This is a genomic window from Cupriavidus mimosae (assembly GCF_023952485.1).
In the GTDB taxonomy this organism is placed as follows: domain Bacteria; phylum Pseudomonadota; class Gammaproteobacteria; order Burkholderiales; family Burkholderiaceae; genus Cupriavidus; species Cupriavidus taiwanensis_C.
Genome location: NZ_JALHRY010000009.1, coordinates 100,858 through 114,300, shown reverse-complemented (window position 1 = coordinate 114,300; position 13,443 = coordinate 100,858). Strand labels below are relative to the sequence as shown.

The window sequence follows — 13,443 nt, the reverse complement described above, 5'->3', positions numbered from 1 at the left end:
AGGCGCGTCATCGGTATTCCGTCGGACCCTTATACTGCATATCCGTACCGCGACCAGGCGGCACCCGAGCAAGCCTTAGGCGACCTATGTCCGAGAAAGTCATAACCCACAGGATGATCGAGGCGTTTCGCGCCGCCATCGCGCATGGCGGGATGAGTGCAGGCGCCGATGCGCTCGGCATGTCCCAGCCCTCCATGAGCCGCGTGATAGCCGAGCTGCAGAAGGCAGTCGGCTTCCCGCTCTTCCTGAAGCACGGCCGCACGGTGAAGCCGACCGAGGAAGCCCTTGCGCTCATGACAAAGGTCCAGCAATCCTTCCTGGGACTGGACGAGATCATGAGATTTTCTGATCAGTTGCGCAAGCAGAAGATGGGACGACTCTCCATCGCGACCATCCCGTCGATCGGACACTCGATCATGCCCGAGGCGATCGAGCACCTGCGAGGCAAATATCCGGATGTATTCATTACGCTCTCGGTGACGTCGTATGTCGAAGTCGCGCGTGCGGTACGCAATCGCCAGGCAGACATCGGCTTCACGGCGGATATTCTCTCCCTTGGCGATCTCGAGACCGTTGCTGAATTCAGCGCTGATTGCGTTTGCATCGGGACCCGCAAATGGCTGTCGCCTAAGGCGGCCGCCGTCGAGTTGAAGGATCTTGAGGGGAAGCCTTTCGTCGGCCAGACCGGCACGTTCCAGAAGCGCCTGGACGCCTTGCTGGCGACCACGGGGGTGCAACTGGACATCACCGTCGAGGCCTCGCTGTTCCACTCCATGAGCGAACTGGTGCTGCGTGGCATGGGCGTTTCGATCGTCGATGCCCTGACCGGGGTGCTCCATCGGCAGCGTGGCGGGGTGGTGCTACCGCTGAGGCCGACGCTGAGCTATACCTTCTATGCCACCGCCATGAGCGATGCCCGACTTGGCAAGCCGGCCCGGGATCTGCTCCGATACCTGTCGACGGCGACGGCAAAGGCGCGGACCCATATCGAATCTGAATAGGTTGCTAACGCCGGCGCCATAGATTCAAGGGCCGCACCTTCATAACATCTCCATCATGATTTTTAAAAGAGGGGAGACTGTTGTGAAGTTATCTATCCTGGACATAGGCCGCGCCGCCGTCGGGCTGATGGCGACCTTTGCGGCGTGTGCCGCCGTCGCGCAGGGCGACTACCCCAATCGGCCGGTGCGTTTTATTGTCAATGCGGCCGCCGGGGGCGCGGCGGATGTGACGGCGCGCATTCTCACCGCCGCCCTCAGCCAGCGCCTTGGCCAGCCCTTTGTGGTGGAGAACCGGCCCGGCGGCGCGGGCGTGATCGGCCTCGATGTTGTCGCCAAGGCGGAGCCGGACGGATACACGATCGGGGGCGCTAACCTCTCTACCTTCGTCGTCGCCGCGCTTGCCGCCAAACGGCTGCCTTATCGCGCAATCCAGGACTTCACGCCGATTGCAAAGCAATGGACGCAGCCGAATCTTCTGGGCGTGACTCCTTCGCTTGCCGTCAATTCCGTCAGCGACCTTGTGACATACGCCAAGGGTCATCCCGGCGAGCTGTTCTACGGCTCTACCGGTACGGGAACGTCGCTGCACGTGGTGACCGAACTGTTCCGGACCAAGGCCGGCATACAGATCACGCACGTGCCCTACAAGAGCGCGCCCGCGGCGGAATCTGACCTGGCAGCCGGGCAGATCCAGTTGATGATCAGCAACTTCACCTCCATGGAACCGCAGGTACGCGCTGGCCGTATTCGCGCGTTGGCCATCACTGGCCCCAACCGCTCGCCGTTGCTGCCGAATGTGCCAACCATCGCGGAAGCCGGATTTCCCGCCGTCGAAATGGTGACCTGGGGCGGGGTGGTCGGGCCGGCTCGCATGCCCGCCGCCATCGTGCAGAAGCTGAACACCGAGATCAACGCGATCCTGGCCGATCCGCGCATCGTAAAGCAGCACGAGAGCCTGGGCGCCACCGTTGCCCCCGGTACCCCCGCCCAGTTTGCCGACCTTATCAGGGCCGATGCCGCCAAATGGGGCGCGGTCATCAAGGCCGGTCACATCAGTATCGATTGAAGCAACCACGCCGCCCGTCTCGCAAGAGAACGCATTGTGCCGGACTGAAGGATGGGGCGGCCGAAGGATAGACATGCGCAAGGAAGAAGTCATCGTTGTGGGGGGCGGCGTGGTGGGTGCGGCCATAGCCTTCGGGGCCGCGAAAGCCGGGGCGCCGGTCACATTGCTCGACCAGGGCGACATCGCGAACCGCGCTTCGCGGGGAAATTTTGGGTTGGTATGGCTCCAGAGCAAAGGCGACGGGTTTCCCCGCTATGCGCGCTGGTCCCAGGATGCCATCGATCATTGGCAACCGCTCGCGGCCGAGTTGCTGTCCCTCACCGGGATCGACGTCGATCTGCAACAGGCAGGCGGCTTCTGGATAGGGTTCAGCGAAACGGAAATGCGCGCTCGCGAGAAGCTGCTGGAGCGTCTCAGGCACACGGGTGCGGGCGTGCCCTACCGGATGATGGAGCATGCCGAGCTGAAGACCCATCTCCCCGCCATCGGACCGAAGGTGGCTGGCGGCAGCTGGTGTCCGCTGGACGGGCATGTCAATCCGCTCAAGCTGCTGCACGCCTTGCACGCGGGTCTGAAAGCGCTGGGCGCCCAGGTGTTTTCGGGGGTGGATGTGACTGCCGTGCGCCATCGGACCAACGGCGGCTTTGTCGTGGCAGGTTCGGACAACCGGAGCTGGAGCGGCGACCGGCTCGTGCTGGCGGCCGGACTGGGCAACAAGCAGCTCGCGCCGCAGGTGGGGCTGCACGCGCCGGTCGAGCCAAACCGGGGCCAGGTCCTGATCACCGAGCGGCTCAGGCCGTTCTTGCCCTATCCGACCAACAAGGCGCGGCAGACGGCGGAAGGGACGGTGCAGCTTGGCTATTCCATCGAGGATGTTGGCTTCGATGATGGCACCACCGTATCAGCCATTGAGTGGATCGCACGGCGTGCCGTGGACACCTTCCCGCTGCTGGCCAACGTGCGCCTGGTCCGCGCCTGGGGCGCGCTGCGCGTGATGACGCCGGATGGACACCCGATCTACCAGGAATCCCGGTCATGTCCGGGAGCATTCGTCGCGGCCAGCCACAGTGGCGTGACGCTTGCGGGCACGCATGCCTATGTCGTAGGGCCATGGATTTCCGGACTTGGACCCGCACCGGACGATATCGAAGAATTCGCCGGGGATCGTTACCTCGACCCCACCAGGAGCTTTGCCAATGCCCACTAATGACCACGCCGCTGGTGCACCGCTATTCACGGCGGTCGAGACCGATCGATCGTCCACCGTCACCCTGACCTTTGAAGGCCAGCCGCTGAGGGCGCCGGCCGGTGCCACCGTTGCCGCGGCGCTGCTGCTGAACGGTGTGGCCCCGTTCCGCACCACGCCGGTGACATCCGCGCCGCGTGCGCCGTATTGCATGATGGGCGTCTGCTTCGAGTGTCTGGTCGAGATCGACGGAAAACCCAGCCGCCAGGCCTGCCTGACTCCGGTCCGGGACGGCATGGTCATCAAGCGCCAGCAAGGTGCCTCGGCAATTGCTATCCAGGAAGAGGTTGAAGCATGAACGGTGCAGTGTTCGATGTGGTCGTGGTGGGCTCGGGCCCGGCTGGACTGTCCGCAGCGATCGAAGCGCGGCAGTGGGGGCTGAGCGTCGCGGTGCTGGATGAACAGCCGGCGGCTGGCGGCCAGATCTATCGGAATGTCGACGCGGCAAGCCCGACGCTGCGCGCGGTCCTTGGCGATGACTATGTTGCCGGCGCGGCGCTGACAAGGGCCTTCGCCGCGTCGGGAGCGCGGCATATCGCCGGGGCCTCGGTGTGGAACGTCGGCCGGGACCGGAAAGTCAGCTATCTGCAGGACGGTGCCAGCCACGCCGTCGAGGGCAGGTCCATCGTGCTGGCCAGCGGGGCCATGGAACGTCCTTTCCCCTTGCCAGGCTGGACGCTGCCCGGCGTGATGGGCGCTGGGGCGGCGCAGATCCTGATCAAGAGCGCGGCGGCGCTGCCACGGCAGCCGGCGGTCCTGGCAGGCTGCGGGCCGCTGCTGTACCTGCTGGCCGTGCAATATCTGCGCGCGGGCATCGAGCTCAAGGCCGTCGTGCACACCACGCAGCGCGCTGACTATCTGCGCGCCGTCTCCCATCTGCCGGCGGCTTTGCGCGGTTGGCGGGACCTGCGCAAGGGCATGGACATGTTCAGGCAACTGCGGCGCCATCGCGTCCCGGTGTATGCGGGAGCGCAAGCCCTCGCCATCCAGGGCGAAACTCGGGCCGAAGCCCTGTGCTTCACGCACCGGGGTGTCGAGCGTCGTATCGACACCTCGCTGGTACTGCTCCACCAGGGGGTCGTGCCCAATACCCAGATCAGCTGGGCGCTGCGGGCCAGGCACAACTGGAGCGATGCCCAGCTGTGCTGGATTCCGGAGACGGACGAGTATGGCGAAATTGAAGACACGCACATCTATATCGCGGGCGACAGCAGAGGCATTGTCGGTGCCAGGGCGTCCGCGGTGCAGGGAAGGCTGGCCGCGTTGTCGATTGCTTCCAGGTTGCAGCGACTCGGCGTGAGCGAGCGGCAGGTGAGAGAGTCATCGATGCGTGCCGAGCTGCAAAGACACTTGCGCATCCGCCCCTTCCTGGATGCGCTGTACCGCCCCAGCGACTCGCATCGCATGCCCGCGGATGACGCCGTCATTGTCTGCCGCTGCGAGGAAGTGACGGCGGGGACCATCCGGAAGTATGTCGAGGTGGGTTGCCATGGCCCCAACCAGGCCAAGGCGTTTGGACGCTGCGGAATGGGCCCGTGCCAGGGGCGCCTCTGCGGCTTGACCGTGACCGAACTGATCGCGCAGGGACGCGGCGTGGCGCCACAGGAAGTGGGCTATTACCGCATCCGTCCACCCATCAAGCCCGTCACGCTGGGCGAGCTGGCGGGATAGCACCGCGGCCTGGCCGGGGCCATGGCATAGCCCCGCCGGCACACCGGTTCTGCATGACTATCAACAGCCTCAACCAGGAGGACCTATGGCTGAAATCCGGCGAATCGCTACGGACCAACGACGTAGCCGCGCGGTGGTGTACAACGGCATGGTATTTGTGGGCGGCCAGACGGCCGATGACCGCAGCCAGGACATTCGGGGCCAGACCCGGCAGACCCTTGCCAAGATCGAGAAGTTCCTCGCCGACGCTGGCACCGACAAGCGACGCCTGCTGACCGCACAGATCTGGCTGAAGAACCTCGAGCGGGATTTCGAAGGCATGAACGAGATCTGGGACGCATGGACGGCGCCGAACGCCGCGTCTACGCGAGCGACCGCGCAGTGCGAACTGGGTCATCCGGACATTCTGGTGGAAATCATTGTCACCGCCGCTACGGCGGACTGACGTGTTGGCGAGAGCGCCGTGTCGGGCGCGCGGCGTGGCGCCGGCCGCGCAGCCCGTACCGCTGAAGCCCCCTCAGAACACGTGCCTGATCCCGGCCATCACGCCCACGCGCGTGGTGCTGCGGACATCGGTCACCGGCGTGCCGGCCCAGTACTCGGTCTCGCGGCCGACCGTGCCGCCGCGTGCGAAGGTGGCGTCGGCCTCGAGGAACAGGCTGGTGCGTTTCGACAGGGCATAGTCGGCAACCGCCGCTATCGCATCGGCATTGCCGCTCCCCAGCACCACCGGCGTGGCCTGGAACTGGGTGGTCACAGTGCCGTTCTGTTGGTAGCGGTAATAGGCGCCCGACAGGTGCAGCGCCGGCGTGAGCTGATAGCCGAGGCCGACGAAGGCGATCCAGAAGCGCGCGTCCGGATTGGTCTCACGGCGGCCCATGTAGCCGGCATAGCCGGTGGCCTTGCCGATCACGTAGGAGGCGCCGACCGAGTAGTTGTGCAGCGTGTTGTCGCCGCCGCCGGGACGTTGCTGGTCATAGGCGACGCCCAGCGCCAGCGGCCCGTCCTGGTACATCACGCCACCGCCGAAGGTCGCGCCGCGCGCCATGCTGCCGGGGCGCTCGCCGAAGCCGTAGTCGAGCTGCACGCTGACCGGCCCGAATTTCTTCTTGTAGACCACGCTGTTGTTGACGCGGTAGCCCTGGAAGAAGATATCGCCGCCGGTGTAGAGCGGGTCCGACCAGAAATTGCCCCAGCCTTGGTCGAGCGGATCGAAAGACCAGGCGATGTTGTTCAGGGCGTTGTACTGGCGGCCGAAGGTCAGCGTGCCCCAGTCGCCGGACAGGCCGACGTATGCCTGCCGGCCGAACAGCGCGCTATAGGCGGTCTTGCCGTCGTCGGTGCCAAAGCCGTTCTCGAGCAGGAACACCGCCTTGTTGCCGCCGCCCAGGTCTTCGTCGCCCTTCAGGCCCCAGCGGCTGCCGCCGATGCCGCTGGAGACCAGCTCGCCCTGGTCGTGATGGCGGCCGTCGATGTTGGAGGTGTAGCGCACGGCGGTGCTGATCACACCGTAGAGCGTCAGACTGGACTGCGCATACGAAACGGCGGGCAGCAGTGCGCCCGCCAGCAGCCACAGGCTGGCTGATTTCCTCATGGGGTCTCCTCGGTGGATGGTGGCCGGCGTCCGATGCGCCGGCCTGTCGTGGTCTTACAGGTCGAGCACGAGCTTGCCGCCCCTGGCTCGCGAGACGCAGATCATCATCGTCTTCTGCGCAGTCTTCTCCTTGTCGCTCAGGTACTGGTCGAAGTGCACCGCCTCGCCTTCCAGGATGCGGGTCTCGCAAGTGCCGCACACGCCTTCGCGGCACAGGCATTCGACCGGCACGGTGCCGTCGCGCTCGATCGCCTTCAGGATCGACTCGCCCGCGCCAACCTCGACCGTCTTGCCGGATTTGGCCAGCACCACGGTGAAGGCGTCGCCCGCCTGTTCCGGCGCGGCGAACTGTTCCCAGTGCACGCGAGCCGGATCGAGGCCCACGTCCTGCGCCGCCTGGCGCACGGCGTCGATCAGCGGGGCCGGGCCGCACACATAGACATGCGCGCCGGCATCCATGCCGCCCAGCAGGCCGGACAGGTCGAGCTTCTGTCCCTGGCTGTCGATGTAAAAGCGGACCTGGCCCCCGGAAGACTGCTGCGTGAGCGCTGCCAGTTCATCGCGGAACGCGCCGTGCTCGTCGGCGCGGAACGCGTAGTGCAGTTCGTGCGACGCGCCGCGCTTGCGCAACTCGTGCATCTGCGACATGAACGGCGTGATGCCGATACCGCCGGCGATCAGCACGTGGTGATGCGCGCCATGGTCCAGTGCGAACAGGTTGTTCGGCGTGGTGATGGTCAGCGCGTCGCCCTCGGCCACCTTGTCATGCAGGAACGCCGAGCCGCCTTTCGATTGCTCTTCGCGACGCACGCCGATCTGGTAGCTGCCGAGCGCGTCGGGCGAGCTCATCAGCGAGTAGGCGTTGCTGTACTGGCGCTCGCCGTCGCGCATCTGCACGATGACATGGCTGCCGCCGGTAAAGGGCGGCAGCTCGCCGCCGTCGAGCGCTTCCATGGTGAAGCGCTTGATCAGCGGGGTCACGTGCTCGATGCGCGAGACCCGCACCTGGAGGGTCTGGTAGAAATTGCCCATGCTGCTGTCTTCCGGGTATGCTGCCGCGCGTTACAGCGCCATGCAGAGGTATTTCATCTCGAGGTAGTCCTCGATGCCGTACTTCGAGCCCTCGCGGCCCAGGCCCGACTGCTTCACGCCGCCGAACGGCGCCACCTCGTTCGAGAACAGGCCGGTGTTGATGCCGACGATGCCGTACTCGAGCTGCTCGGCCACGCGCCAGACCCGGCCGATGTCGCGGCTGAAGAAGTAGGCGGCCAGGCCGTAGATGGTGTCGTTGGCCATGCGCACCACGTCGGCCTCCGAGGTAAAGCGGACGATGGGCGAGACCGGACCGAAGATCTCTTCGTCCAGCACTCGCATGCCGGGTTTGACGTCGGCCAGCACCGTCGGCGCGAAGAACTGCGCACCGGCCTCATGCACGCCGCCGCCGATGGCAATGCGCGCGCCCTTGCTCACGGCATCAGCCACCAGCTCACCGACCTTGGCGACCGCCTTCTCGGTGATCAGCGGGCCAATCTCGCTGCCCGCGGAGAAGCCGTTGCCGACGCGCAGCCCGGCCACCTTCTTCACGTAGCGCTCGACGAACTGGTCATAGACGGCGTCGTGGATATAGAGGCGGTTGACGCAGACGCAGGTCTGGCCGGCGTTGCGGTACTTGGCCTGGATCGCGCCTTCGACCGCCGCATCGATGTCGGCGTCGTCGAACACGATGAAGGGCGCATTGCCGCCCAGCTCCAGCGACACCTTCTTGACCGTGCTGGCGCATTGCTGCATCAGCAGGCGGCCGACCGGGGTGGAACCCGTGAACGACAGCTTGCGCACCAGCGGGTGGCCGGTGAACTGGCTGCCGATCGCCGCGGCGTCGCCGGTGACGACGTTCAGCACGCCCGCGGGGATGCCGGCGCGCAGCGCCAGCTCAGCCAGCGCCAGGGCGCTGAACGGGGTCTCATTGGCGGGCTTGACCACCATGGTGCAGCCGGCCGCCAGCGCGGGAGCGGCCTTGCGCGCAATCATCGCCGCCGGGAAGTTCCATGGCGTGATCGCGGCGCAGACGCCGATTGGCTCGCGCACCACCACCAGGCGCTTGTCGGCGGCGGGGGAGGGGATCACATCGCCATAGAGGCGCTTGGCTTCCTCGCCGAACCACTCGATGAACGAGGCGGCGTAGCGCACCTCGCCGCGCGCCTCGGCCAGGGGCTTGCCCTGCTCGCGCGTCATGATGGCGGCGAGGTCGTCCTCGTGGGCGATGATCAGGTCGAACCACTTGCGCAGCAGCGCGGCGCGCTCCCTGGCGGTGCGGGCCTTCCAGCCGGGCAGGGCGGCATTGGCGGCCTCGATCGCGGCCACGGCGCCGGCCTCGCGCATCAGCGGCACGGTGCCGACCAGATCGCCGGTGGCGGGGTCGGTCACGGCCACGGTGGCGGCGTCGGGGGCGTCGGTCCATTCGGCGCCGATCAGGGCCTGCTGGCGGAACAGGGCGTTGTCCTTCAGTTGCATGGGTCTGGTCTCCGTTTCGGGTTTGGCTGTACCGGCGCTCACGCGCCTTCGTATTCGCTGGCCACCTTGCGGTGGAAATGCACGATGCCGTGCTCGCTGATGCCGCTGCGCTGGCGGTCGACCATGATCCGGCCCTGGCCGCGATAGCCGCGCGACTTCAGGCCCTTCTGCACGCTTTCGACCAGGCGCAGGTCTTCGGGGCGGAACACGTCGCGATACCACTCGACCAGCTTCTGCTGCTCCTCGGTCAGCTCCTTGTTCAGGAAGTAGATCTCGTAGTGCTGGAGCGTGACTTCGGCGCTGGCCGGGAACTCGTAGATCACCGTCATGAAATTGGCGCCCGGCGGCACGTTGAACATCGTGCAGGGCCAGGCCCAGAAGCCGCTGAAGCTGGGGTCCTTCACCGACTCGTCCAGCTTGAAGGAGTTCTCCGACGACTTGGCATGGCCGAACTGCAGCGTCCAGTTGCCGTGCAGCGTGTGGGTGTAGCGGTCGACCTGCACGGAGTCAGAGAAGCCGGGGTGCGCCGGGCCGCAGTGGTAGCACTCCATGTAGTTGTCGACGATGGACTTCCAGTTGGCCGGCGTCTCGGTGACGAAGCGGGCGCCGAGGTGGAGCTCGTCGATGGCGGGGCAGGCGGCGCGCATGCGCGCTTCCAGGCCGGGCAGCTGTTCCTCGACGCTGCCGGCGTCCGGGTTCATGTTGATAAAGACAAAGCCGGCGTATTCCTCGACCCGCACCGGCACCAGGCTCGACTTGCTCTTGTCGAAATTGGGCACGTTGTCGCAGTTGCGTGCCAGCGCCAGTTCGCCATCGAGCTTGAAGGTCCAGGCGTGGTACGGACAGGTGATGACGTTCTTTGCGCGGCCGCTGCCTTGCAGCAGCTGGTGGCCGCGGTGCGGGCAGACGTTGTAGAAGGCGCGCAGCACGCCTTCGCGGTCACGCAGCACGACGATGCTTTCGCCGATGACTTCGCGCGTCACGTAGTCGTTCGACTCGGCCAGTTCGCTGCGGTGGGCCACGCAGATCCAGCTGGTGGCGAAGATCTTCTCCTTCTCGTACTCGAACACCGCGTCCCTGGTGTAGAAGGAGGCGGGCAAGGTCCAGGCGTTTTCGTCGTCGGCGCAGAAGCCGGCAGGCAGCTTGACGGCGGCGGTGTCCAGGGTCTTCTCCATGATTCCGTATCCTTTGGTTAATTTGTGGTTACTAGTTAAATGTTGTTTAACAACAAGGCGTAAAAAAAGAGCCAGTTGGCGGCAAAATTTTTCGAGAGGGGACGCCGAGGCACGTCCCCCTCTGGCGCGATCAGGCCTTGGCGATGGCGGCCTGGCGCTCGGTGGTCACGGCACCCTCGGCTTCGGGCCGGGCCGTTTCGATCAGGTGGGCCGGCGTGTCGGCATAGTCCTGCATCAGCCAGCGGAACAGGCCGAACAACTTGATCGCAAGGATTACCAGGAACGGGATCGCGGTCAGCACCACGGCGGTCTTCATGGTCTCCAGCGAGGCTTTGACGAACAGCATCGCCAGCGGCACCAGCGTCAGCATCACGCACCAGAACACGCGGCTGGTCGGCGACGGGTCCTGTCCCTCCTTCAGATGGCGGCTGGTGGTGGCGGCCACGGCGTAGGCCACGGCATCGACGTGGGCGGCCAGGAACACGATCATGATCGCCAGGTACACCGCCAGGAACACCTTTCCGGCCGGCAGCGCGCTCAGCAGCATTTCCACCGCGGCCTCGCCGCCATGCTCTTTCAGGATGCGCGGCACGTCGATGGCGCCGGTGATGAACTGGTGCATGCTGTAGCTTTCCAGCGCGCCGAAGAAGAACCAGCATCCGACGCTGCCGCCCAGCAGCAGGGCGTAGATGACTTCCTTGATCTTGCGGCCCTTGGACACGCGCGCCACGAACATCGCCACGCCCGGCGAGTACGACACCCACCACAGCCAGTAGAACACGGTCCAGCCGCGGCTGAAGGCACCGTCGCCGGTGGGATCGGTGAACAGGCTCATGTGCACGTAGTTCTGCAGCATCAGGCCCAGGCCGTTGACGATGTTATTGCCGGCGAACAGGGTGGGCCCGATCGCGAACACCACCGCGGCCAGCAGCAGCGCGCCCCAGCACACCATATGGCTGAGGCGCTGCATGCCGCCGTCGATGCCGACGTAGGCGCTCGCCGAGAACAGCACCGACACGCCGACGATTACGACCAGCTGCGTGACGAAGGTATCCGGCACGCCGAACAGCCCGGACAGGCCGCGCGTGAAGGTCGACGCGGTCAGCGCGATCGACACCGTCAGCGCCCCGAACATCGTCAGCAGGAAGATCAGGTCCACCAGCCGGCCCACCGGCCCGGTAGCGCGGAAACCCGTGATGGCCTCGACGATGGACGCCAGGTTCAGCCCCTTGTTCTTGCGCACATGGAAGTGGTACGCCATCGCCAGCGACGGCAGCGCATACACCGCCCACGCGCTCAGACCCCAGTGGAAGAACGAGTAGCTGATGGAGTGCTCCAGCGCCTCGCGCGTGCCGGTGGGCACGTTCAGGCCGGGCGACTGGTAGTAGTAGACCCACTCCATCACGCCCCAGTACATGGTCGACGAGCCCATGCCGGCGCAGATGAACATGAACACCCATGACAGCGTGGAGTATTCGGGCTTGCCTTCGCCCAGCCGCACGTTGCCGTACTTGCTGAAGGCCAGCGCCAGGCAGGCGATGACGCAGCCGAAGACAAAAATCTGGACCAGCGAGCCGAACGAGCGCGTGGACCATTCGAACAGCAGGGTGGCGGTGGCGGCCGCTTCGGCGGGCCAGCGGACCATGGCGATGACGGTGACCAGCACGGCGGTGAGCGTGCAGACGGTCAGGAAGCCGTCGAGGCGGGGCGTGGGAGTTTTCAAGTGCGTCTCCTCCGATGCGTCGTGGCGCACGGGTTGGTTTTGGGGTGGAACTTGTCTGCCCGGGCGCGGGCGTGCCCGCGTTCAGATTGCTTGCATTTTGTTAACTAATGGTTTACAGTAACTATTAGTTAACGGAAACTCTATGCAAAATTCCGGACATGCACAAGCTCCGCGTGGAAAAAAATTGCGGGTGTGACGAACGGTGCGCGCTGCGTTGTGGGAATACGATGCCGGGCGCGAACCCGGCATCACGTTCCGCCCGCCGCGCAGGTTCAGAGCGCGGCCGCGATGGCCTTGCCCACCTCGCTGGTGCCGGCCTTGCCGCCGGCGTCCGGCGTCAGCGGACCTTCGCGCAGCACGGTCTCGATGGCGGCGAGGATGGCGTCATGCGCCCGGCGTCCGGCTTCGCCGCCAAGGAAGTCCAGCATCATCGCGCCCGACCAGATCATGCCGATCGGGTTGGCGACCTGCTTGCCGTAGATGTCCGGCGCCGAACCGTGCACCGGCTCGAACAGCGACGGAAACCTGCGTTCCGGGTTCAGGTTGGCCGAGCCCGCCAGGCCGATGGTGCCGGTGCAGGCCGGGCCGAGGTCCGACAGCAGGTCGCCGAACAGGTTGGAGGCCACCACCACGTCGAAGCGCTCGGGCTGGAGCACAAAGCGCGCGCACAGGATGTCGATGTGCTGGCTGTCCCATGCCACCTCCGGGTACTGCGCGCCCATTGTCGCGGTGCGCTCGTCCCACCACGGCATGCTGACGGCGATGCCGTTGGACTTGGTCGCCGAGGTCAGCTTCCTGCGCGGACGGGATTGCGCCAGCTCGAAGGCGTATTTGAGGATGCGGTCGGTGCCGTGGCGGCTGAAGACCGACTGCTGCATCACGATCTCGCGCGCGGTGCCCTCGTACATGCGGCCGCCGACGGGGCTGTACTCGCCCTCGGTGTTTTCGCGGACCACGTAGAAGTCGATGTCGCCGGGTTTCTTGCCGGCCAGCGGGCACGGCACGCCGGGCAGCAGGCGCACCGGGCGCAGGTTGACGTACTGGTCGAACTCGCGGCGGAACTTGAGCAGCGAGCCCCACAGCGAGATGTGGTCGGGCACCTTGTCGGGCCAGCCCACGGCGCCGAAGTAGATCGCGTCGAAGCCGTCGAGTTGCTGCTTCCAGTCGTCCGGCATCATCTTGCCGTGGCGCAGGTAGTAGTCGCAGTTGGCCCATTCGAAGTGGCGCACTTCAATCGGCAGGTTGAACTTGCGCGCGGCGGCTTCGACGACGCGCAGCCCTTCGGGCAGGACTTCGTTGCCGATGCCGTCGCCGGCAATGGCGGCGATGCGGAAGGCAGCGGGAAATGGTGTGGTCATGGCGGTGTCTCGCTCGGGTCGGGTGGTCAGGTCCGATCGAGAATGCCGCGAAACCCGGCGCGGATCATCCGCGCCAGCGTGGATACAGGAAACACGAA

12 protein-coding genes are annotated in these 13,443 nt (G+C 65.7%); 6 read left to right on the top strand and 6 right to left on the bottom strand.

The annotated features are described in order from the left end of the window. The first annotated feature begins 86 nt into the window (after nt 1-86). From MKD50_RS17910 to MKD50_RS17885, 6 genes are all read left to right on the top strand, one after another. Nucleotides 87-1,001, top strand: coding sequence for a LysR family transcriptional regulator (locus MKD50_RS17910; RefSeq protein ID WP_252668012.1), 915 nt, complete (start codon nt 87-89; stop codon nt 999-1,001). 82 nt (nt 1,002-1,083) lie between these two features. After that, nucleotides 1,084-2,067, top strand: a complete 984-nt coding sequence (locus MKD50_RS17905) for a Bug family tripartite tricarboxylate transporter substrate binding protein (RefSeq protein ID WP_252668010.1) — start codon at nt 1,084-1,086, stop codon at nt 2,065-2,067. Between the two features lie 73 nt (nt 2,068-2,140). After that, nucleotides 2,141-3,274, top strand: coding sequence for an NAD(P)/FAD-dependent oxidoreductase (locus MKD50_RS17900; RefSeq protein WP_252668008.1), 1,134 nt, complete (start codon nt 2,141-2,143; stop codon nt 3,272-3,274). Continuing rightward, nucleotides 3,264-3,611, top strand: a complete 348-nt coding sequence (locus MKD50_RS17895) for a (2Fe-2S)-binding protein (RefSeq protein WP_115682293.1) — start codon at nt 3,264-3,266, stop codon at nt 3,609-3,611. The genes MKD50_RS17900 and MKD50_RS17895 overlap by 11 nt, the downstream gene beginning before the upstream one ends. Further along, nucleotides 3,608-4,984 carry an NAD(P)/FAD-dependent oxidoreductase gene (locus MKD50_RS17890; protein ID WP_252668006.1) on the top strand — a complete coding sequence of 459 codons (1,377 nt, stop codon included), beginning with the start codon at nt 3,608-3,610 and terminating at the stop codon, nt 4,982-4,984. The genes MKD50_RS17895 and MKD50_RS17890 overlap by 4 nt, the downstream gene beginning before the upstream one ends. A gap of 85 nt (nt 4,985-5,069) precedes the next feature. Next, on the top strand, nt 5,070-5,429 hold the full coding sequence (locus MKD50_RS17885) for a RidA family protein (RefSeq protein WP_240071558.1): 360 nt from the start codon (nt 5,070-5,072) through the stop codon (nt 5,427-5,429). Between the two features lie 72 nt (nt 5,430-5,501). On the opposite strand, the gene MKD50_RS17880 is transcribed toward MKD50_RS17885, so the two are convergent. The 6 genes from MKD50_RS17880 to MKD50_RS17855 all read right to left on the bottom strand — a co-directional run bounded on the left by MKD50_RS17880 (nt 5,502) and on the right by MKD50_RS17855 (nt 13,345). Further along, nucleotides 5,502-6,578: a porin gene (locus tag MKD50_RS17880; protein ID WP_252668004.1), complete on the bottom strand. Its 1,077-nt coding sequence runs from the start codon at nt 6,576-6,578 to the stop codon at nt 5,502-5,504. Nucleotides 6,579-6,632: 54 nt separating this feature from the next. Beyond that, on the bottom strand, nt 6,633-7,610 hold the full coding sequence (locus MKD50_RS17875) for a PDR/VanB family oxidoreductase (protein WP_252668002.1): 978 nt from the start codon (nt 7,608-7,610) through the stop codon (nt 6,633-6,635). Between the two features lie 30 nt (nt 7,611-7,640). Next, nucleotides 7,641-9,089 (bottom strand): NAD-dependent succinate-semialdehyde dehydrogenase, encoded by a 1,449-nt coding sequence (locus MKD50_RS17870; RefSeq protein ID WP_252667999.1) that lies wholly within the window; start codon nt 9,087-9,089, stop codon nt 7,641-7,643. Between the two features lie 38 nt (nt 9,090-9,127). Further along, on the bottom strand, nt 9,128-10,264 hold the full coding sequence (locus MKD50_RS17865; RefSeq protein WP_252667998.1) for an aromatic ring-hydroxylating oxygenase subunit alpha: 1,137 nt from the start codon (nt 10,262-10,264) through the stop codon (nt 9,128-9,130). Nucleotides 10,265-10,394: 130 nt separating this feature from the next. Continuing rightward, nucleotides 10,395-11,987, bottom strand: a complete 1,593-nt coding sequence (locus MKD50_RS17860; RefSeq protein ID WP_256503765.1) for a BCCT family transporter — start codon at nt 11,985-11,987, stop codon at nt 10,395-10,397. Between the two features lie 272 nt (nt 11,988-12,259). Further along, nucleotides 12,260-13,345 carry a tartrate dehydrogenase gene (locus MKD50_RS17855; protein WP_252667996.1) on the bottom strand — a complete coding sequence of 362 codons (1,086 nt, stop codon included), beginning with the start codon at nt 13,343-13,345 and terminating at the stop codon, nt 12,260-12,262. Nucleotides 13,346-13,443 lie beyond the last annotated feature (98 nt).

Excerpts from the sequence above, each read along its gene's own strand:
- MKD50_RS17875 (WP_252668002.1), bottom strand. The coding sequence starts at position 7,610 with ATGGGCAATTTCTACCAGACCCTCCAGGTGCGGGTCTCGCGCATCGAG.
- MKD50_RS17855 (WP_252667996.1), bottom strand. The coding sequence starts at position 13,345 with ATGACCACACCATTTCCCGCTGCCTTCCGCATCGCCGCCATTGCCGGC.
- MKD50_RS17890 (WP_252668006.1), top strand. The coding sequence starts at position 3,608 with ATGAACGGTGCAGTGTTCGATGTGGTCGTGGTGGGCTCGGGCCCGGCT.
- MKD50_RS17865 (WP_252667998.1), bottom strand. The coding sequence starts at position 10,264 with ATGGAGAAGACCCTGGACACCGCCGCCGTCAAGCTGCCTGCCGGCTTC.
- MKD50_RS17900 (WP_252668008.1), top strand. The coding sequence starts at position 2,141 with ATGCGCAAGGAAGAAGTCATCGTTGTGGGGGGCGGCGTGGTGGGTGCG.
- MKD50_RS17895 (WP_115682293.1), top strand. The coding sequence starts at position 3,264 with ATGCCCACTAATGACCACGCCGCTGGTGCACCGCTATTCACGGCGGTC.
- MKD50_RS17885 (WP_240071558.1), top strand. The coding sequence starts at position 5,070 with ATGGCTGAAATCCGGCGAATCGCTACGGACCAACGACGTAGCCGCGCG.
- MKD50_RS17880 (WP_252668004.1), bottom strand. The coding sequence starts at position 6,578 with ATGAGGAAATCAGCCAGCCTGTGGCTGCTGGCGGGCGCACTGCTGCCC.
- MKD50_RS17870 (WP_252667999.1), bottom strand. The coding sequence starts at position 9,089 with ATGCAACTGAAGGACAACGCCCTGTTCCGCCAGCAGGCCCTGATCGGC.
- MKD50_RS17910 (WP_252668012.1), top strand. The coding sequence starts at position 87 with ATGTCCGAGAAAGTCATAACCCACAGGATGATCGAGGCGTTTCGCGCC.